This is a genomic window from Poseidonocella sedimentorum (genome assembly GCF_900116005.1).
Lineage (GTDB): Bacteria > Pseudomonadota > Alphaproteobacteria > Rhodobacterales > Rhodobacteraceae > Poseidonocella > Poseidonocella sedimentorum.
This window is the reverse complement of the sequence record NZ_FOYI01000001.1, coordinates 341,630-360,614: the sequence shown is the minus strand read 5'-3', so window position 1 is coordinate 360,614 and position 18,985 is coordinate 341,630. Positions and strand designations below refer to the sequence as shown.

The 18,985-nt window shown below is 66.2% G+C and carries 17 protein-coding genes; 9 read left to right on the top strand and 8 right to left on the bottom strand.

What is annotated here, in order from left to right:
* Positions 1-3: 3 nt before the first annotated feature.
* The 5 genes from BM353_RS01725 to BM353_RS01705 all read right to left on the bottom strand — a co-directional run bounded on the left by BM353_RS01725 (position 4) and on the right by BM353_RS01705 (position 6,929).
* On the bottom strand, positions 4-1,551 hold the full coding sequence (locus BM353_RS01725; RefSeq protein WP_092075978.1) for a monovalent cation/H+ antiporter subunit D: 1,548 nt from the start codon (positions 1,549-1,551) through the stop codon (positions 4-6).
* On the bottom strand, positions 1,548-1,898 hold the full coding sequence (locus BM353_RS01720) for a Na+/H+ antiporter subunit C (RefSeq protein WP_092075976.1): 351 nt from the start codon (positions 1,896-1,898) through the stop codon (positions 1,548-1,550). Before BM353_RS01720 ends, BM353_RS01725 begins: the two co-directional genes overlap by 4 nt.
* Position 1,899: 1 nt before the next feature.
* Entirely contained in the window at positions 1,900-4,767 is a 2,868-nt protein-coding gene (locus tag BM353_RS01715) for a monovalent cation/H+ antiporter subunit A (RefSeq protein WP_092075974.1), read from the bottom strand.
* 209 nt (positions 4,768-4,976) lie between these two features.
* Positions 4,977-5,282, bottom strand: a complete 306-nt coding sequence (locus tag BM353_RS01710) for a DnaJ family domain-containing protein (RefSeq protein ID WP_092075972.1) — start codon at positions 5,280-5,282, stop codon at positions 4,977-4,979.
* Between the two features lie 87 nt (positions 5,283-5,369).
* Positions 5,370-6,929, bottom strand: coding sequence for a bifunctional metallophosphatase/5'-nucleotidase (locus BM353_RS01705; RefSeq protein ID WP_092075970.1), 1,560 nt, complete (start codon positions 6,927-6,929; stop codon positions 5,370-5,372).
* A 150-nt stretch (positions 6,930-7,079) separates the two neighbouring features.
* Here BM353_RS01705 and BM353_RS01700 point away from each other — a divergent pair, with 150 nt between their 5' ends.
* From BM353_RS01700 to arsC, 3 genes are read left to right on the top strand one after another with little or no spacing between them, the layout of a single operon-like run.
* Positions 7,080-7,418, top strand: a complete 339-nt coding sequence (locus BM353_RS01700; protein ID WP_092075968.1) for a DUF952 domain-containing protein — start codon at positions 7,080-7,082, stop codon at positions 7,416-7,418.
* Positions 7,415-8,464 carry a quinone-dependent dihydroorotate dehydrogenase gene (locus tag BM353_RS01695; RefSeq protein WP_092075966.1) on the top strand — a complete coding sequence of 350 codons (1,050 nt, stop codon included), beginning with the start codon at positions 7,415-7,417 and terminating at the stop codon, positions 8,462-8,464. The genes BM353_RS01700 and BM353_RS01695 overlap by 4 nt, the downstream gene beginning before the upstream one ends.
* Complete coding sequence (gene arsC, locus BM353_RS01690) at positions 8,458-8,805, top strand: arsenate reductase (glutaredoxin) (RefSeq protein ID WP_092075964.1); 348 nt, start codon at positions 8,458-8,460, stop codon at positions 8,803-8,805. The genes BM353_RS01695 and arsC overlap by 7 nt, the downstream gene beginning before the upstream one ends.
* Positions 8,806-8,875: 70 nt before the next feature.
* On the opposite strand, the gene BM353_RS01685 is transcribed toward arsC, so the two are convergent.
* From BM353_RS01685 to BM353_RS01675, 3 genes are read right to left on the bottom strand one after another with little or no spacing between them, the layout of a single operon-like run.
* Positions 8,876-10,210 (bottom strand): MATE family efflux transporter, encoded by a 1,335-nt coding sequence (locus tag BM353_RS01685; RefSeq protein ID WP_092075962.1) that lies wholly within the window; start codon positions 10,208-10,210, stop codon positions 8,876-8,878.
* A gap of 3 nt (positions 10,211-10,213) precedes the next feature.
* Positions 10,214-10,720, bottom strand: a complete 507-nt coding sequence (locus BM353_RS01680; RefSeq protein WP_092075960.1) for a PaaI family thioesterase — start codon at positions 10,718-10,720, stop codon at positions 10,214-10,216.
* A complete protein-coding gene (locus BM353_RS01675) occupies positions 10,717-11,211 on the bottom strand; it encodes a PaaI family thioesterase (RefSeq protein WP_092075958.1) in 495 nt (164 codons plus the stop codon). The genes BM353_RS01680 and BM353_RS01675 overlap by 4 nt, the downstream gene beginning before the upstream one ends.
* A gap of 180 nt (positions 11,212-11,391) precedes the next feature.
* Here BM353_RS01675 and BM353_RS01670 point away from each other — a divergent pair, with 180 nt between their 5' ends.
* From BM353_RS01670 to BM353_RS01645, 6 genes are all read left to right on the top strand, one after another.
* Entirely contained in the window at positions 11,392-11,793 is a 402-nt protein-coding gene (locus BM353_RS01670; RefSeq protein ID WP_092075956.1) for a MerR family transcriptional regulator, read from the top strand.
* A 244-nt stretch (positions 11,794-12,037) separates the two neighbouring features.
* The gene (locus BM353_RS01665; protein WP_092075954.1) at positions 12,038-12,427 is read left to right on the top strand and encodes a MerR family transcriptional regulator; all 390 of its coding nucleotides are present in this window, start codon (positions 12,038-12,040) and stop codon (positions 12,425-12,427) included.
* 137 nt (positions 12,428-12,564) lie between these two features.
* The gene (locus BM353_RS01660; RefSeq protein WP_092075952.1) at positions 12,565-14,346 is read left to right on the top strand and encodes an acyl-CoA dehydrogenase C-terminal domain-containing protein; all 1,782 of its coding nucleotides are present in this window, start codon (positions 12,565-12,567) and stop codon (positions 14,344-14,346) included.
* A 430-nt stretch (positions 14,347-14,776) separates the two neighbouring features.
* On the top strand, positions 14,777-15,415 hold the full coding sequence (locus BM353_RS01655) for a glutathione S-transferase family protein (protein ID WP_092075950.1): 639 nt from the start codon (positions 14,777-14,779) through the stop codon (positions 15,413-15,415).
* 13 nt (positions 15,416-15,428) lie between these two features.
* Complete coding sequence (locus tag BM353_RS01650; protein WP_092075948.1) at positions 15,429-16,640, top strand: acetyl-CoA C-acetyltransferase; 1,212 nt, start codon at positions 15,429-15,431, stop codon at positions 16,638-16,640.
* Positions 16,641-16,678: 38 nt separating this feature from the next.
* Entirely contained in the window at positions 16,679-18,877 is a 2,199-nt protein-coding gene (locus tag BM353_RS01645; RefSeq protein WP_092075946.1) for a 3-hydroxyacyl-CoA dehydrogenase NAD-binding domain-containing protein, read from the top strand.
* The last annotated feature ends 108 nt before the right edge of the window (positions 18,878-18,985 follow it).

Here is an 18,985-nt window from a genome sequence, read left to right as displayed (position 1 = left end):
TTCTCAGCCCTCCGGTCCGGTTTCCAGCACGGCCGAGATATAGGCCGAGGGGTCGAAGAGATCGCCGGTCGTGGCCTCCAGGAAGCGCGAGGCGGGCCCGGCGAAGCCCGACAGGAGCGCCATCATCGCAAGGCAGATCACCACCGAGGCGATGGACCAGGCCGGCAGGCTTGGCGGCGGGGCGTCGTCCTCTGTGGGTGCGGTGTCTTCACCCTCGGCCTCGGCGTCAGGGCGCGACCAGAAGAGCAGGCTCCCGGCGCGGGCGAAGCCGACGATCAGCAGCAGCGAGCTTGCGAGGATGGTGAACCACAGGCCCGCCTGCCACGGGTGGCCCGCGACGCCGTCGAGGATGAGCAGCTTGCCGAGAAACCCGCTCAGCGGCGGCATCCCCGCCATGCCGATGGCCCCGGCGAAAAAGAGCGCGGCGAGCAGGCCCGATTGCGGAAAGGCCGGCGCGGGCGCAAGCGCATCGCGCGCCGGGCCCCGCCGCAGGACAATCAGATCGGCCAGCAGGAAGAGCGCGGCGGCGGCGAAGGTCGAATGCACGAGATAGTAGAGCGCGGCAGAGGCGGCGGCGGGGCTGAAGGCGGCGATGCCGATCATCAGCGTGCCCATGGAGGCGACGACCGAATAGGCGATGAGCGGGGTCAGCCGCCGGGTGCCGAGCACGCCGAGCGCACCGATGAAGGCGGTCACGATGGCGGCGGGCAGGAGCCAATCGCTGATGAGGCTGCCCACGGCGGCGACATCGGGGGCGAAGATCACGGTGTAGAACCGCAGGATCGCATAGGCCCCGACCTTGGTCATGATGGCAAAGAGCGCCGCGACCGGCGCGGGCGCGTGGGTGTATGTCCCCGGCAGCCAGAACTGGACCGGGAAGATCGCCGCCTTGACCGCGAAGACCATCAGCAGAAGGATCGCCGCGACGCGCAGCAGCGCGGCCTCCTCCAGCGGGATCTCGCGCACCTTGACCGCGAGGTCGGCGATGTTGAGCGTCCCGGTCGTGGCGTAGATCGTGCCGAGGGCAAAGAGAAAGAGCGTCGAGCCGGCGAGGTTCATGATCACGTATTGCAGCCCGGCGCCGAGGCGTTTGCGCCCGCCGCTGTGGATCATCAGCCCGTAGGAGGCGATGAGCAGCACCTCGAAGAAGACGAAGAGGTTGAAGGCGTCGCCGGTGAGAAACGCGCCGCAGATGCCCATCAATTGGAACTGAAAGAGCGCGTGGAAGTGGCGCCCGTGCTGGTCCCAGCCGCTGGCGACGGCATAGGTCAGGGTGATGAGCGCGAGGACCGAGGTCAGCAGGATCATCACCGCCGAGAGCCGGTCGAGCACGAGCACGATGCCGAAGGGCGCGGGCCAGTCGCCCAGCTTGTAGACATGGACCGCCCCGTCCCCCGCGATCACCATCAGCCCGGTGCAGATCGCCACAAGCGAGACCGTGGCGGCAAAGGAGGCGCTCCGCGCGAGAAGCGCGTCGTGGCGCATGACGAAGGCGATGAGCGGCGCCATGAGCGCCGGCAGGACGACAGGGGCGATGATCCAGTGGTTCATGGGGTGGCGTCATCCAGGTCTTCGGGGTCGGTCGCGACGTGGTCGCTGCCCGCTTCGAAATAGGCGCCGAGCGCGATCATCACCAGCACGGCCGTCATGCCGAAGGAGATCACTATCGCAGTCAGCACGAGCGCCTGCGGCAGCGGGTCGGTATAGCTTACGTCCTTGGCATAGGAGAGCACCGGCGGGGCGCCCACGGCGAGGCGCCCTGTGGCGAAGAGAAAGACGTTCACCGCGTAGGACAGCATCGCCATCCCGAGGATGACCGCGAAGCTGCGCAGGCGCAGGATGAGGTAGATCCCGGCGGAGGTCAGAAGGCCCACGGAGAGGGCGACGAGCAATTCCATCTCAACGGCTCTCCTTGTCGTCGGCGGATTTGGAGGGGTCGTAGTCCATTGCCTCGACGTTGACCGTCTCGCCGGCGTAGCGCGCGATGCGGCTGAGGCTGTAGAGCATGAGCATCACCGCGCCGAGCACGGTCAGGAAAACGCCGAGGTCAAAGAGCGCGGCGGTGGCGAGCTCGAATTCCTCGATGGGCGGCATGTGCACATAGCCGAACCAACTCGTCAGGAACGGCTTGCCGAAGAACCACGCGCCCACCCCGGTGAGCCCCGCGATCACGACGCCGAAGCCGATCAGCGCGTGGTATTCCACCTTCTGGCGCGCCTGGGCCCAGGCGAAGCCGGAGGCCATGTATTGCATCAGGAGCGCGATCGCGATCACCAGCCCCGCAACGAACCCGCCCCCGGGCAGATTGTGGCCGCGCAGGAAGATGTAGACCCCGACCATCACCGCCATCGGCAGGAGCATGCGCGTGGCGACGACCATCATCAACGGGTGGCGATCCTCCGAGCGCCGGTGGGCGAAGATCCAGTTGCGGAGCCGCCGCGCGGCGCGCCCGCCGAGGAGCGATTCCATCAGCGCGAAGATGGTGAGCCCCGCGATGCCGAGCACGATGATCTCGCCGAAGGTGTCATAGCCCCGGAAATCCACGAGGATGACGTTGACCACGTTGGTCCCGCCCCCGCCGGACTTGGCGTTGGCGAGGTGGAAATCGGAGATGGTCGAGAAATCCCGGCGCAGGAAGGCGAAGGTCAGCGCGCTGACCGCGAGGCCGATGGCCACCGCGATGCCGCCGTGGAAGAGCCGGGTGATCCGGCTGCTCTCGACGGAGGTATCCTTGGGCAGGAAGTGCAGCGCGAGGAGCAGCAGCATGACCGTGACTGTCTCCACCGAGATCTGGGTCAGCGCGAGGTCCGGCGCGGAGAGGTAGACGAACCCGGCCGAAACCATGAGCCCCACGACGCTGATGATGATGAGCGCGCGGAAACGGTGGCGGTGGGCGAAGAGCATCCCGACCGTGCCCACCACGAGCAGCACGAAGCCCACGACCGCCACCGGCGAGACCGGCAGCATCGGCCGCGTGGCCGGCGCGAGCCCCCCGGTCGCCGCGGCGGTGAGCCCCAGGACGAGCACCGTGGCGCAGAAGATCGTGAGGTAGCGCGAGAGCGAGCCGTCGTGGCTGCCGCGGATGAGGCGGCCCGAGGTCGCGACCGCGCCGCCGAGGCCGGCATCGAAGATGCGCTTGGCCTCAGGGCGCCGCGCGGCCAGCCAAAGCCGGTCAAGCGGGCCATGGCGCGTCAGAAGCAGCAGCCCGCCGATCACCGCGATGATCGACATGATGAGCGCGGGCGTCACCCCGTGCCAGAGCTTGAGATCGTGCCAATGGTGCAGCTCATGCCCGACAACCGCCGTCGCCGCGAGCTCGACCAGCGGGCCGACCGTCGCCTGCGGAAAGATCCCGATCAGTACGACCAAAAGCGCCAGAAACCCGGGCGCGGCCCACATGCCGGGGTTCGGATCATGGGGCTTGTGCGGGTAGTCATCGCGCACCGGGCCGAGGAAGGTGTGGACGATGAAGCGGAAGGAATAGGCGACCGACAAAAGCGCGCCGAGCGTGGCAAGCACGGGCACGACATAGGGGCTCCCGAGCCACGAGGTATGGGCCGCCTCCTCCAGCATCAGCTCCTTGGAGAGAAACCCGTTGAAAAGCGGAATCCCGGCCATCGAGAGCCCGGCGACCACCGCGATCAGGAAGGTGATCGGCATCAGGTAACGCAGCCCGCCGAGCCGCTTGATGTCGCGCGTGTGGGTCTCGTGATCGACGATCCCGGCGGTCATGAACAGCGCGGCCTTGAAGGTCAGGTGGTTGATGATGTGAAACACCGCGGCGATCGCGGCGGCCTCCGTGCCGAAGCCCAGAAGCATGGTCAGAAGGCCAAGATGGCTCACCGTCGAGAAGGCCAGCAGCGCCTTTAGATCATCCTTGAAGAGCGCGATGAGCGCGCCGAGGATCATGGTGATGAGCCCGACCGAGCCGACGATGTAGAACCACGCGTCGGTCCCCGCGAGCGCGGGCCACATGCGCGCCATGAGGAAGACGCCGGCTTTCACCATCGTCGCCGAGTGCAGATAGGCCGAAACCGGCGTCGGCGCGGCCATCGCGTGGGGCAGCCAGAAGTGGAACGGGAACTGCGCCGATTTGGTGAAGGCGCCGATGAGGATCAGGATCAGCGCGGGCAAGTAGTGCTCCGAGGCCTTGATCGCCTCCCCCGCCGCGAGAATGTCCGTCAGCTTGTAGCTGCCCGCGATGTCGCCGAGGATGAGCATTCCGCCGATCATCGCCAGCCCGCCCGCGCCGGTCACGGTGAGGGCCATGCGCGCGCCCTGCCGCCCTTCGGGCAGGTGGTTCCAATAGCCGATCAGCAGGAAAGACGAGAGCGAGGTCAGCTCCCAGAAGATGAGCAAAAGCAGGATGTTGTCCGACAACACGATGCCCACCATCGCGCCCTGAAAGAGCAGCAAATAGGTATAGAACCGCCCCATCGGGTCTTCGCCGCTGAGGTAGTGGCGGGCGTAGAGCGTGATGAGCAGCCCGACGAAGAGGATCATTCCGGCAAAGAGCAGCCCGAGCCCGTCGAGGAAGAAGGAGACCGAAAGCCCGAGCGCGGGAAGCCATTCGACGCTGTAGGTCAGCACCTCGCCGCTGAAGACCGCCGGGGCGCAGAAGCCCAGCATGATGAGCGCGAGCGCGGTCGGGATGGCGGTGAAACTGGCGCAGGCGTTGCGACCCGCGCGAATGACAAGGCCGGGGGCGAGGGCGCCGAGGAACGGCAGCAAGGCGATGATCGGCAAAAAACCGGCGCTGGCGTGCATGGTGTCCCCCTCCCTGATTCTGTCGGGTCAGTCTCGGGGATTTACCCTCTTGTGAAAAGACTGGGACAGAGCGTCGTGGGATTCGTTATACCACAGCGTGGGATTGTGTATACCACTACTCGACCCTGCGGCACTTTGCGTCACGATTGCAGGCGGTTGCATCGGGGGCGGTGGTGCCCCCTGCCACGCGTGCCGGAGCGCCGCGCGCCCTAGGTCCCACTGCGCCGCACCATCGCGATCCGCGTCTCCAGCATCGACAGCTCGGCCATGATCTCCCGCCGCCGCGTCCGGTCGCTCTCATCCTGCAGCGTCTCGCGCAAGGCGGCGATCTCGCGCGAAAGGGCCACGAAGGGGTGCTCGGCCCCGGCCTCCCGCGTCAGCCGGTTGAGGATCTCGGCGTCCGGATCGTGCAGCCGGTCGAGCGGTTTGCCCGCGCCGGGCAGATCGTCGAACGCGCCCTTGGCCTCCGCCTCGCGGATGCGCGCCGTGATCAGATCGATAAGCGGATGATCCATGCCGCAAAGCTTATCGCGCCTCTCACCGCACGCAACGAAAAACCCCCGCCTGCTGGGCGGGGGCTCTCGGGGGTCAGCGCGATCCGATCACTTGTTGATCGTGATTCGGCCGTCCGTGTAGGGCTGGTACGGCGCGTGTTCGACCAGGTATTCCGCCGTGACATCCGCCAGATCGGGGCCGAAGTCGTAGGCGTTTTGAGCGGTGGTGAACATCTTGTAGCCGTCACCGCCGTTGCGCACGTAGTCGTTGGAGACAACGCCATAGAGCTTGTCGGCGTCGATGGCTTCGCCGCCCACCATCACATCGGAAATCCGGCTGCCCGGCTCGGCAGTCAGGTCGGCGGTGAAGGTCAGGCCGGAGACCTGCGGGAAGCGGCCCGCGCCCTCTTCAACCTGGCTCACACCGTTTTCGAGCGCTTCGACGAGCGTGGCGCCCGTGATCTGGAAGGTCGAGAGCGTGTTCTGGAACGGCAGCACCGTGAGCACTTCGCCCATGGTGACTTCGCCCGCGTCGATCGAGGCGCGCAGCCCGCCGCTGTTGGCGATCGCGACGTCGATGCCCTGATCCTTCACGCGGTCGAGCATGGCGTCGGCCACCAGGTTGCCCATCGGGCATTCCATCGCGCGGCAAACCGACCGGTCACCCTCGATGTTGTCCGCGGCTTCCGCCACGACCTTGTTGCGCACCTCATCAAGCGGCACGGCGGCTTCGGCGATGCGCGCCTTGGTGCCCTCGTCCTCGGTCACGGCCGCGTCCATGATCAGCGGTGCGCCGGCAGCTTCGGTGATCTTGCCCTCGTCATCGAAGGTCACGTTCAGCTCGCCCAGGAACTTGCCGTAGGCATAGGCCGAGACGATCGCGGTCTCGCCGACCATCGTCGGATAGGGGCCTTCCGCGCCGTCCATCTCGCCCAGAAGCGTGTTGGTGTGGCCGCCAACAATGATATCGACGCCGGTGGTCTCTTCGGCCACGCGCTGGTCGATGCCATAGCCCGAGTGGGACAGGACGATGATCTTGTTGACGCCCTCGGCGGTCAGCTTGTCGACCTCGCCCTGCACCGCGTCGACCGGATCGGTGAAGATCACGTTGGGGCCGGGGCTGGCGAGCTCGTCGGTGTTCTGCGGGGTGAGGCCGATGAGGCCGAGCTTCTCGCCGCCGCGTTCGATCACAGTGGATTTCATCAGCACGTCGGCCAGCTGCGCCTCGCCCGAGACATCGGCGTTGGACATCAGCACCGGGAAATCGACCGAATCCATGAAGCCGCGCAGGACTTCGGGCCCGTCGTCAAACTCGTGGTTGCCCACGGTCATCGCGTCATAGCCCATCTTGTTCATCATCTCGGCGGTCAGCGCACCCTTGTAGTAGGTGTAGAACAGCGTGCCCTGGAACTGGTCGCCCCCATCCACGAGGATGGCGTTGTTGCTGCGCGCCTTGGCGTCGGCGATGGCGGTCGCGAGACGGGCGGAGCCGCCGAAGCATTCGCCGGCGTCGTTGTCTTCGGCCGAACAGCCCGAATTGTACTTGCTGATGGGCTCGAAACGGGCGTGGAAATCGTTGGTGTGCAGAATGGTCAGCGAATAATCCGCCGCGGCCATGGTGCCGAGCAGACTGATCGCGGCTGCGCTGGTAAGCATCCGGGATGTCATTGGTTGGTGTCCTCTCCTGTCAGATGATGGCGAATCCAGAGCCTATTTTGGCCACAATGTCAAAATTGCCGCCGGGGAAGCTTTTGCATAGGGTTCGCAACAATCGTGCGACAGCTTGACCACTGCACAAGGAGCGGGCAAGAGCGGGGCATGCTGATTTACAAGATTTTTCGCGGCGACGAAGAGGCCGCTTTTGCCCGCGCCGGCGAGACCCGCGGGGCGCCGGTGGATCTGGCCGATGGCTATATCCATATCTCGACCGCCGAGCAGGTGCAGGGCACGCTCGACAAGCATTTCGCGGGCGAGGACGGGCTTTGGCTGCTGGCGCTCGACAGCGATGCGCTTGGGCCGGAGTTGCGCTGGGAGCCGTCCCGTGGGGGCGCGCTTTTCCCGCATCTTTACAGGGTCTTGCGCGCGGATGACGTGGCTTGGAGACGGCCGCTTGCGCGCCGCACGGATGGCGCCGTGATTCTGGATCCGCCCGCATGAAGCTGCTCGAAGAGCTCGGGCTCGCCCTGCTCCACCGGGTCGATCCGGAACGGGCGCACGGGCTCGCGCTGCAGGCGCTCCGTCTTGGGATCGCGCCATCGCCCGGGCTGATCACGTCGCCGCGGCTGCGGACCACCGTCGCGGGGCTTTCGCTGCCCAATCCGGTCGGTTTGGCGGCGGGATTCGACAAGAACGCCGAGGCCCTGCGCGGGCTCGCCCATGCCGGTTTCGGTTTCATCGAAGTGGGAGCCGCGACCCCGCGGCCCCAGCCCGGCAACCCGCAACCACGCCTGTTCCGACTCAGCGAAGATCGCGCGGCCATCAACAGATTTGGTTTTAATAACCAAGGCATAGACGGAATAGCTAATCGTCTGCGCGAAGGCCCGAGCGATTTGGTCACCGGGCTCAACCTCGGGGCCAACAAGGACAGCGCGGACCGGGCGGCGGATTTTGCTTCTGTGCTCGCGCGCGGAGGAGCGCATGTCGATTTCGCGACCGTGAACGTCTCCTCCCCCAACACTGAAAAGCTCCGGGACCTGCAAGGGCCAGAGGCGCTTCTGGCGCTGCTGCGCGGTGTGCTCGAGGTGCGCGACGGGCTCGCAAAGCCGATCCCGGTCTTCCTCAAGATCGCGCCGGATCTGAGTGACGCCGAGATCGACGCCATCGCCGAGACGGCCCAGACAGCGGGCATCGACGGGCTCATCGCGACCAACACCACGCTGGATCGCACCGGGCTCAGATCCCCGCAAGCCTATGAAAAAGGCGGGCTTTCCGGCGCGCCCTTGTTTGAGAAAAGCACGCGGGTTCTCGCCCGGCTGGCGCGCGCGACGGACCTGCCGCTCATCGGCGTCGGCGGAATCGGCTCGGCGGAGGATGCCTACGCCAAGATCCGCGCGGGCGCGTCGGCGGTGCAGCTCTACACCGCGCTGGTCTATGGCGGGCTGCGGCTGGTGGGCGAGATCGCGACCGGGCTCGACCGGCTGCTGGAGCGCGATGGATTCGCCACGGTGGCCGAGGCCGTGGGCACGGGGAAACAGGACTGGTGAGTGTCACGATCTGGCATAACCCGAGATGCAGCAAGTCCCGTACCGCGTTAAAATTACTCGAAGACGCGGGCCTCGAGATCACCACGCGGCGCTATCTTGAGGCGGCGCCGAGCCTTGCAGAGATCCGCGCTGCCAAAGCCGCGCTCGGGCTCACGGCAATCGAGATGATGCGGCCGGGCGAGGCGCTCTTTTCGGAGCTTGGCCTGTCGAAATCCGACGACGAGGCCACGCTTCTGGCGGCCATGGCCGCGCACCCGCGCCTCATCGAACGGCCCATCGTGTTTCGCGGCACACGGGCGGTCATCGGGCGCCCCCCCGAGGCGGTCCTGACCCTGCTCTGATCTGCACGTGGGCTGAGGAGCTCACCCCTCGTTCTGCCTGAAAAACGAGCAATCGCGGACGCCGAACCCCTCAGACCGCGCGCTCCAGCGCCGGGTAGCGCGCGCCGAGCGTCACGCCGCGGGCGATGAAGCTGATGAGGAAGGCGAGCCAGAGCCCGTGGTTCCCGAAAGCCGGGATGAGCAGCCACAGCGCAGCGCCATAGATCAGCAGCGAGAGCGCCATCATGTTGCGCATGTCGCGGGTTCGGGTCGCGCCGATGAAGATACCGTCGAGCATCCAGGCGGGCAGCCCGGCGAGCGGGGCCAGCAGCATGTAGGGCAGGAAGTCGCGGGCGGCGGCGCGGACCGGCTCGGCGGTGGTCATCCAGTCGATGATCTGCCCCCCGCCGAGGAGGAAGGTGAGGGTCAGCAGACCGATGATGATCAGCCCCCAGACGCTGGCGAGCTGCGCCGCGCGGCGCAGACCGGCGCGGTCCCGCCGCCCGAGCGCCTGGCCGACCAGCGCCTCGGCGGCAAAGGCGAATCCGTCGAGGGCGTGGGCGGTAATGGTCAGGAATTGCAGGAGGATCTGGTTGACGGCGAGCTCCACGTCGCCGAACTCGGAGCCGAGCAGAAGGAAGGAGACGAACATCGCCTGAAGCATGGCTGAGCGCAGCAGGATGTCGGTGTTGACCAGAGCCATGTTTTTCAGGCGCGCGCGGTCGAAAACGCGGGCCCAATCGCGCCAGGCAGGCACACGAAACGCGCCGCGGCAGAGCCAGAGGCCGAGCGCCGCGCCGCTTGTTTCGGCGATGAGCGTGGCCACGGCGACGCCGGGCACGCCCCAGCCGAGGTCGAGCACGAACCACAGGTCGAGCAGGATGTTGATCCCGTTCATCCACAGCTGAAGCCCGAGCACGGCGGCTGTGCGCTCCTGGGCGATGAGCCAGCCGGTGATACCGAAGACGGCGATGGCGCAGGGCGCCGACCAGATCCGGATCGCCATGTATTGATGCGCGAGCGTCTCGACCTCGTCGCTGGCGGGCGAGAGGCGGAAGGCCCCGGCGAAGAGCGGCCACTGGAGCGCGATGAGGGCGAGCCCGCCGGCGAGCGCGATCATCAGCACCCGGGTCAGCAGCGCGGCCACCTCGGCCCGGTCGCCCGCGCCGAGCGCCTGGCTGGCGAGGCCGGTGGTGCCCATGCGCAGAAATCCGAACATCCAGTAGATGCTCGTCAGGATAATCGCGCCAACCCCGACCGCCCCGATGGGCGCGGCCTGCCCCATCTGGCCCACCACGCCGGTATCGACCGCGCCGAGGATCGGCACCGTGGCGTTTGACAGCACGATGGGCAGCGCGATGGCGAGAACGCGGCGGTGGGTCAGCCGGGAAGAGACCCCGGGGGCGATTTCGGCGCTGTCGCTCATGGCCTAGCCGTCGCGGTGCGGCATGAGGAAATGGCCGGTGGCCTGGGCCGTGAGGCGAGCGCGGTTGTCCTGCCAGGCCTCGACATGGACGGAGGCATAGCGCCGGCCCATGCGCGTCACCCGGGCGCGCGTATAAAGATCGCGCGGCAGGCCGGAGCGGAGGTAGTCGATGGTGAAATCGATGGTCTTGGGCAGGCGCAGCGGCGCGTCCGGCTCCGGCAGCGCATCGCCCTCGATATCCTGCCAGAAATAGGCCCACGAAAGGCCGGTGATCGCGCTCACCTCAAGGAAGGCGGCGGTCACCCCGCCGTGGATCGCGGGGAGCGCCGGGTTGCCGATATGGGCCTCGGCATAGGGTAGAATGCCGGTCAGCTCATCGCCGCGCCGGTCGAAGCGGATCCCGAGGAAGCCCGCGAAGGGGACGCCATCGACAAGCCGCTGGAGGCCCGCGTCGCGGCGCTGGCGGACGACCTCGACCGGCTCGGGCGCGCGATGGCGCGGGGCGCTCATGTGCCTGTCTCCGACCGGAGCTGTTCGAGGGTGAAGGCGCCTGTGGCGGCGGCGACCGGGGTCCCGTCCTCGCCATCGGTCGCGGTGGCGCGGACGAAGGCGACGGACCGGGTCACGTGGTAGCATTCCGCGCGGGCGGTGATGGCGGCGCCGGGGCGCGCGGGGCGCATGTAGTCGATGCGCAGATCGAGCGTCGCGGTGGCCATGGTGGCGCGCGGGTGGCTCATGACGGCGGCGCCGCCGCAGGTGTCCATCAGCGCCGAGACCACCCCGCCGTGCATCACCCCGCTTTCGGGATCGCCCACCAGCCGCGCGTCATAAGGCATGTCGATCACCGCCTCGCCATGGCCGATCGAGAGGAGCCGCATTCCAAGCGCGCGGGCATAGGGGATCGCCTCGATAAACTGGGTCGCGATCGCCGTGCGTTCCGCTTCGGAGAGCCCGGCCGCGCGGGCGCCGGGCCCGGGGGTGTCTGTGCTGTCGTCGCTCATGGCCCGATCGCTCCGGTGTCTGGTGTGATGCCGCGCCGCCCGGGCAGAGCGCGCCGGGCAGGGCCTGTCTTTTATGGCCAAGGCGGCGGGTCGCTGCAAGCGGCGCGCGTTCCCGACTGGAAGGCTTGGAATCCCCTGCCCCGGCCCCTAAGATGCTCCCGATGGCTATGAGGATGGGGCATGAGCGATCAACGATTGAGCTTCAAGGAAATGTGCGCGCGCTTCGACGTAACGCCGCGCACCCTGCGCTACTACGAGTATATCGAGTTGCTCCACCCTGAGCGCGAAGGCCGCTCGCGGTTCTATGGCCCGACGGAAATCGCGCGGATGACTTTGATCCTGAGGGGCCGGAAATTCGGCTTCCAGCTCGAAGACATCCGGCAGTGGCTGCTCATCTATGAGCACGAGGGCACCGAAGTGCAGATGCGCAACTGGATCGATCTGGCCGACCGGCAGCTCGTCGAGCTCGACAAGCAGAAGGCCCAGATCGAGGACGCGATGGGCGAGCTCAAGGCCCTGCGGGACCGGACCATGGCCGATCTCGAAGCCGTCACCGCCGCATCCGACACCTCGGGCGACTGAGGCCTGGCGCGCGCCTGCCTTGCGCCTTGCGCTGCCTGAACCGGGCCCGAGGGCGCTGGTTTATTCCCCGTTAAGCACATTCCCCTAGGTAAGGAAATTGCGTGTTTGCCGGCGTGCGCAAAATATCCTTGAAGCTGGGCTGGTTCTGACGCGACGTCTCGCTTACGTCAACGTCATCTCCCTTGTATCAGCCCTCTCAACACGACAGATGCAGCCGGTACATCCAAGACCGGAGTAGTGAGTTATGACCGACGATTTGATGACCATCCGCCAGATGTGTGACGCCTTTGACGTCACGGCGCGCACCTTGCGGTTCTATGAAGCCAAGGAGCTTCTCGCGCCCGTCCGGGTTGGCACCAAGCGCCTTTTCACCCGGCGCGATCGCGCGCGGCTCAAGCTGATCCTGCGCGGCAAGCGCTTCGGGTTCAGCCTCGAGGAAATCCGCCAGCTCCTCGACATGTATGATATGGAAGGCCAGCAGCATTTGCAGCTGCGCAAATCCTACGAGCTGGCCCGCGAACGGCTCTCCGCGATGGAGGCTCAGCGCGATGAGTTGAACGAGGCGATCGGCGAGCTGAAGGATCAGCTGAGCTGGGCCGAGAGCGCCCTCGCCCCGCGCGACGCGGCGGAATAACGGCGCCCCGGCGCCACGCAACACCGGCCGAGGGGCCCCAAGGCCCCCACGCGCCAGCCACGCCGATCCGCAGCCCTGCCCAAGGGGGCGGAGGGGCGACAAAAACGAGCGACGTTACGTCTAAGGGAGAGACTTTGATGCCGAGCTACACCCCGCCCACCAAGGATATGCAATTCGTCCTGCACGAGGTGCTGAACATCTCGCAGCAGCCCATCCCGGGCTATGACGAGCTTGACGCGGAGTTCACCGGCGCGGTGCTCGACGAGGCCGGCAAGATCGCCTCGGGCGTGCTCGCCCCCCTCAACCCGGTGGGCGACGCCCAGGGCTGTACGCTCGACAACGGCGTGGTCCGCACGCCCGAGGGCTTCAAGGCGGCGTTCGATCAGGTCCGCGACGGCGGCTGGACGGCGCTCGACTGCGATCCCGAATACGGCGGCCAGGGCCTGCCCTATGTCATGTCGACCGCGGTGGGCGAGATGTTTTCGGGGGCCAACATGGCCTTCAACATGTACGCCGGCCTCACCCACGGCGCCTATAACGCGATCCACGCCCACGGCTCGGACGAGCAGAAGGCGATGTACCTGCCCAAGATGGTCTCCTGCGAATGGGGCGGGACGATGAACCTCACCGAGCCGCATTGCGGCACCGATCTGGGGCTCATCCGCACCAAGGCCGTGCCGAACGGCGACGGGACCTATGCCGTCTCCGGCCAGAAGATCTGGATCTCGGCCGGCGAGCACGACATGGTCGACAACATCATCCACCTCGTGCTGGCCAAGCTGCCGGACGCGCCCGAGGGCGTCAAAGGCATCTCGCTCTTCATCGTGCCGAAGTTCATGGTGAACGAGGACGGCTCGCTTGGGGACCGCAACAGCCTCTCCTGCGGCGGGCTCGAAGAGAAGATGGGCATCCACGGCAACGCGACTTGCGTGATGAACTACGACGGCGCGACGGGCTTCCTCGTGGGCGAGCCCCACAAGGGCATGCGCGCCATGTTCACCATGATGAACGAAGCCCGCCTCGGCGTGGGCCTCCAGGGCTATGCTCAAGGGGTGGTGGCCTATGAGAACGCGCTCGGCTTTGCGCTGGACCGTCTCCAGGGCCGCGACGTGACGGGGACCAAGGCGCCGGAAAAACCCGCTGACCCGATCATCGTCCACCCCGACGTGCGCCGCAACCTGATGGACCAGAAGAGCTTCATCGAAGGCGCCCGCGCCTTCTGCTTCTGGGGCGCCAGCATGATCGACGCCTCCCACCGCGCGGGCGACGAGGACGCCGAGGCGATGATCTCGCTCCTGACCCCGGTGCTGAAAGGCTTCCTGACCGACAAGGGCTTCGAAACCACCGTGCTCGCGCAACAGACCCTCGGCGGCTCGGGCTTCACCCGCGAATGGGGGCTCGAACAGTTCGTCCGCGACGCGCGGATCACCATGATCTACGAAGGTACCAACGGCGTGCAATCGCTCGATCTCGTGGGGCGCAAACTGCCCTCGGGCGGCGGTAAGGCAATCATGGCCTTCTTCGATATGGTAAAGGCCTACATCAAGGAAAACGCCGGCCAGGACGCCGAGTTTGACGCGCAGTTCCTCGACCCGCTCAAAGCCGCGTCGAAGGACCTGCAAGCCGCCGGGATGTACTTCATGTCCGAAGGGATGAAAAACCCCAACGACGCGCTCGCCGGCTCCTACGACTTCATGCACCTCTTTGGCCACGTATGCCTCGGGCTCATGTGGGCGAAGATGGCCAAGGCCGCCAAAGGCGCGCTCGCGTCCGGCGCCTCGGACACGGAGTTCTACGAGACCAAGATCACCACCGGCCGCTACTACATGGCGCGACAATTGCCGCTGACGGCGACCCACCTCACCCGGATCCAATCCGGCGGTGAAACGGTCATGGCGCTCGACGCGGCAAACTTCTGAGCCGACGACCACTGCGTCGCGCCCTCATTTGGGCGCGACGTCTCGACAGACAGGACAACAAGGCTTGGGAGGGCCGGATGTCAGGACGCTGCCGCACCGGCATACCGTGCATCACCGGACTGTGTGAAACAGGCGCCGCCTCCGCCCGGCCTGCCGCATTTGCCGGGTTCGCGAGCCTCCGGCGGGAGTATTTTTCAAGAGAAGAAGCGGTCAAAGGTCCACCCCGCCAGACGGCCCATGGCGAGGCGGACCGGCGGGGCTTCTCCTCTTACGGTCATCGGCACTCCTGCCTGTACCGCCCTCAAATCATGAGCGCGGGCATCTTAACAAAAACCTTCCCGCCTGCTTCTTCTCTTCAAAAATACTCACTCCCACAGATCCGCGCGCGCCGCCGCCGGGCAGCGGGCGCACCATCGCAAAGGAGACTGGCATGACGATCAGACTGCATTGTTTCGGGGAATCGGGGCATTCCTACAAGGTGGCGCTCGCGCTTGAGCTTGGCGGGCTCGATTGGGAGCCGGTCAAGATCGATTTCTTTTCTGGCGAGACCCGTGGGGATGCCTATCGCGGCACGCTCAACGAAATGGGAGAGGCGCCGGTGTTGATCGATGGCGATCTGACGCTCACACAGTCGGGGGTGATCCTTGACTACCTTTCTGAGAAGACCAGCAAGTTCGGGGGGCGCGATGCGGCGGAGCGGCGCGAGATTTTGCGTTGGGTCTTGTGGGACAACCACAAGCTTTCCAGCCAGGCCGGGGTCACGCGGTTCCTCATGAACTTCCTGCCCGCCGAAAAACGTTCTGGAGATGTCATCGGGTTCATGCAGAGCCGGCTTGCCGGGGTCTATCCGGTGCTGGAAGGGCATCTGGAGGGGCGCGACTGGATCGTCGGCGATGGGCTCACCAATGCCGATCTGTCCTGTTGCAGCTACCTGTATTACCCCGAGCCGTTCGGGTTCGAGCGGGCCGATTGGCCCAATATCGACCGCTGGCTTGGCCGCATTTCCGAAACGCCGGGGTGGAAGCCCCCTTACGAGTTGATGCCCGGCAGTCCTGCCGACCGGGCCTGAGAAGGAGCAAGATATGACCGACGCCTATATCTATGACGCGCTGCGCACGCCGCGGGGCAAGGGCCGCAAGGATGGGAGCCTGCATGAGGTCACCTCACTGCGGCTGTCGTCCGAGACGCTGAACGCGGTGAAGGATCGCAACGGGCTCGATGGCCACGCGGTTGAGGATGTGATCTGGGGCAACGTGACCCAGGTCGGCGAACAGGGCGGCTGCCTGGCGCGCTCCGCCGTGCTGGCCTCCGATCTCGACGAGCGTATCCCCGGCCTTGCGATCAACCGATTCTGTGCCTCGGGCATGGAGGCGGTCAACCTCGCGGCCAACCAGATCAGGGGCGGCGCGGGCTCGGCCTATATCGCCGGCGGCGTGGAGATGATGGGCCGGGTGGCCATGGGCTCTGACGGGGCAGCGATCGCGGTAGATCCGAGCCTTGCGATGAAGAGCTACTTCGTCCCTCAGGGCATCTCGGCCGATATCATCGCCACCGAATACGGCTTTTCGCGCGACGATGCGGACGCCCTGGCGATGGAATCCCAGCGTCGGGCCGCGGCGGCCTGGGAGGATGGGCGGTTTGACCGTTCCGTCATTACCGTGAAGGATATCAACGGCTTGCCGATTCTAGAGCGGGACGAATACATGCGCCCCGGGACGGACATGCAGTCGCTCGGGGGGCTCAAACCCGCCTTCAAGGACATGGGCGAGGTCATGCCCGGGTTCGACAAGGTCGCGCTGATGAAATACCCGCATCTGGAGAAGATCGAGCATATTCACCATGCCGGGAACTCTTCGGGGATCGTCGATGGCGCGGCCGCCGTTCTCATTGGCAACAAGGAGTTTGGCGAGAAATACGGGCTGAAGCCGCGCGCGCGCATCCGTGCCACCGCCAAGATCGGCACCGATCCGACGATCATGCTCACCGGCCCCGTGCCGGTCACCGAGAAGATCCTCGCCGACAGCGGCATGAGCATCTCCGACATTGATCTCTTCGAGGTCAACGAGGCCTTCGCCTCGGTCGTCTTGCGCTTCATGCAGGCCTTCGACGTGGACAGCGACAAGGTCAACGTCAACGGCGGCTCCATCGCCATGGGCCACCCGCTGGGCGCCACCGGCGCGATCATCATCGGCACGTTGCTGGACGAGCTGGAACGCACGGGCAAGGGCACCGGGCTCGCCACGCTCTGCATCGCGTCCGGCATGGGCGCGGCCACCATCATCGAGCGCGTTTGAGCCGCGTACCTGACACCCCTCCGAGACGGGAGAGAGACATGACTGATTTTACCTATGAGGTCGATGCCGAGGGCGTCGCCGTCATCACATGGGACGTGCCGGGCAAGAGCATGAACGTGCTCACGCGCGAGGCCTTCGAGCTGGTCGAGGGCTATCTCGATCGGGCGCTGGCCGACGAGGCCGTCAAGGGCATCGTGATCACCTCGGCCAAGAAGGATTTCGCGGGCGGGATGGATCTCAACGTGCTGGCGTCGATCCGCGCGGAGGCCGGTGATGAGCCCGCCAAGGCGCTGTTTGACTTCACGATGAACGGCCACCGTATCCTGCGCAAGATCGAGCGCGCGGGCATGGACGACAAGAACAAGGGTGGCAAGCCGGTGGCTTGCGCGATCAACGGGACCTGCGCCGGCATCGGCACCGAGATCGCGCTCGCCTGTCACCGCCGCTTCATGACCGACAATCCCAAAGCCAAGATCGGGTTGCCGGAAATCCTCGTGGGGCTCTTCCCCGGCGCGGGCGGCACCACGCGCTATTCGCGGATGGTCGGCGCGATGGCGGCCTCGCCGGTCCTGCTGGAGGGGCGCATGATGGCGCCCAAGGCGGCGAAATCGGCGCAGCTTGTCGATGAGGTCGTGGCTCATGATGAGCTGCTCGCGGCGGCGAAGGCCTGGGTCCTTGGGGCCAAGGATGCCGATATCGTCAAGCCGTGGGACGTGAAGGGCTGGAAGATGCCCAGCGGCGCGCCCTATCACCCGGCGGGGTTCATGACCTTTGTCGGCGCTTCGGCCATGGTGCACGGCAAGACGCAAGGGGTTTATCCTGCGGCGAAGGCGCTGCTGTCGGCGGTCTACGAGGGGGCGATGGTGCCCTTCGAGACGGCGCTGAAGATCGAGGCGCGCTATTTCGTCTCCATCCTGATGGACCCGTCCTCCTCGGCCATGATCCGCTCGCTCTTCCTCAACAAGCAGGCGCTTGAGAAAGGCGCGAACCGCCCCGATGTCGCGGATGAAACCGTGAAGAAGGTCGGCGTTCTGGGCGCGGGCATGATGGGCGCGGGGATCGCGCTGGTCTCGGCGCAGGCGGGGATCGACGTGGTCCTGCTCGATCAGGATCAGGCGGCCGCGGACCGGGGCAAGGCCTATACCGAGAGTTTTGCCGACAAGGGCATCAAGCGCGGCAAGACCACGGCCGAGAAGAAAGAGGCGCTTTTGTCGAAGATCACGGCGACGACCGATTACGCCGCTCTGGCCGATTGCGATCTCATCATCGAAGCCGTCTTCGAGGATGTGGGCGTCAAGGCCGAGGTGACCAAGAAGGTCGAGGCGGTGATCGGGCCCGATTGCATCTTTGCCACCAACACCTCCACCCTGCCGATCAGCGAGCTTGCCAAGGCCAGCGCGCGGCCCGAGCAGTTCATCGGCATTCACTTCTTCTCGCCGGTCGAGAAGATGATGCTGGTGGAGATCATCAAGGGCCGCGAGACGGGCAACCGCGCGGTGGCCAAGTCGCTCGATTACGTGCGGCAAATCCGCAAGACGCCGATCGTCGTCAACGACGCGCGCTTCTTCTACGCCAACCGCTGCATCATCCCCTATATCAACGAGGGCATCCGCATGGTGGCCGAGGGGGTCGAGCCGGCGCTGATCGAGAACGCGGCGAAGCTTGTGGGCATGCCCCTTGGGCCGCTGCAGCTGGTGGACGAGACCTCGATCGACCTCGGGGTGAAGATCGCCAAGGCGACCCGCGCGGCGATGGGCGATGCCTATCCCGATGGCGCGGTGGACGAGGTGCTGTTCTGGATGGCCGATGAGGGGCGCCTTGGGCGCAAGAGCTCCGCGGGCTTCTATGCCTATGACGAGGCCGGCAAGCGGGGGCTTCTCTGGGAGGGGCTCGCCGCGAAGTATCCGGTTTCGGACGCGCAGCCGTCGCTCACCGAGGTGCAGCATCGCCTGCTCTTTGCGCAGGTGCTGGAAGCGGTACGGGCGCTCGAAGAGGGTGTTCTTGAGGATATCCGCGAAGGTGACGTGGGCGCGATTCTCGGCTGGGGCTTTGCGCCCTGGTCCGGGGGGCCGTTCGCCTGGCTCGACATCATCGGTACGCCTTATGCCGCCGAGCGCTGCGCCGAGCTGACCGAGGCCCACGGGGCGCGCTTCACGCCCCCGGCCCTGCTGGTGGAAATGGCCGGCAAGGGCCAGAGCTTCTACGCCCGGTTCGGCGCCGAAGACGCCGCAGCCTGATAGCACGCTGGGATGGGGGCGGTGGCGTACGCTGCCCCCTCCCGACACTGGCGGAGCAGGTCATTCGATCCGCCGCCTTTGAAGAACGAGACGCCGCGAGGACCCGCA

Coding starts and splice junctions, on each gene's coding strand:
- BM353_RS01665 (WP_092075954.1), top strand. CDS start 12,038: ATGACCGACGATTTGATGACCATCCGCCAGATGTGTGACGCCTTTGAC.
- BM353_RS01710 (WP_092075972.1), bottom strand. CDS start 5,282: ATGGATCATCCGCTTATCGATCTGATCACGGCGCGCATCCGCGAGGCG.
- BM353_RS01650 (WP_092075948.1), top strand. CDS start 15,429: ATGACCGACGCCTATATCTATGACGCGCTGCGCACGCCGCGGGGCAAG.
- BM353_RS01645 (WP_092075946.1), top strand. CDS start 16,679: ATGACTGATTTTACCTATGAGGTCGATGCCGAGGGCGTCGCCGTCATC.
- BM353_RS01695 (WP_092075966.1), top strand. CDS start 7,415: ATGAAGCTGCTCGAAGAGCTCGGGCTCGCCCTGCTCCACCGGGTCGAT.
- BM353_RS01715 (WP_092075974.1), bottom strand. CDS start 4,767: ATGCACGCCAGCGCCGGTTTTTTGCCGATCATCGCCTTGCTGCCGTTC.
- BM353_RS01700 (WP_092075968.1), top strand. CDS start 7,080: ATGCTGATTTACAAGATTTTTCGCGGCGACGAAGAGGCCGCTTTTGCC.
- BM353_RS01720 (WP_092075976.1), bottom strand. CDS start 1,898: ATGGAATTGCTCGTCGCCCTCTCCGTGGGCCTTCTGACCTCCGCCGGG.
- BM353_RS01725 (WP_092075978.1), bottom strand. CDS start 1,551: ATGAACCACTGGATCATCGCCCCTGTCGTCCTGCCGGCGCTCATGGCG.
- BM353_RS01655 (WP_092075950.1), top strand. CDS start 14,777: ATGACGATCAGACTGCATTGTTTCGGGGAATCGGGGCATTCCTACAAG.
- BM353_RS01685 (WP_092075962.1), bottom strand. CDS start 10,210: ATGAGCGACAGCGCCGAAATCGCCCCCGGGGTCTCTTCCCGGCTGACC.
- BM353_RS01660 (WP_092075952.1), top strand. CDS start 12,565: ATGCCGAGCTACACCCCGCCCACCAAGGATATGCAATTCGTCCTGCAC.
- BM353_RS01675 (WP_092075958.1), bottom strand. CDS start 11,211: ATGAGCGACGACAGCACAGACACCCCCGGGCCCGGCGCCCGCGCGGCC.
- BM353_RS01670 (WP_092075956.1), top strand. CDS start 11,392: ATGAGCGATCAACGATTGAGCTTCAAGGAAATGTGCGCGCGCTTCGAC.
- BM353_RS01705 (WP_092075970.1), bottom strand. CDS start 6,929: ATGACATCCCGGATGCTTACCAGCGCAGCCGCGATCAGTCTGCTCGGC.
- BM353_RS01680 (WP_092075960.1), bottom strand. CDS start 10,720: ATGAGCGCCCCGCGCCATCGCGCGCCCGAGCCGGTCGAGGTCGTCCGC.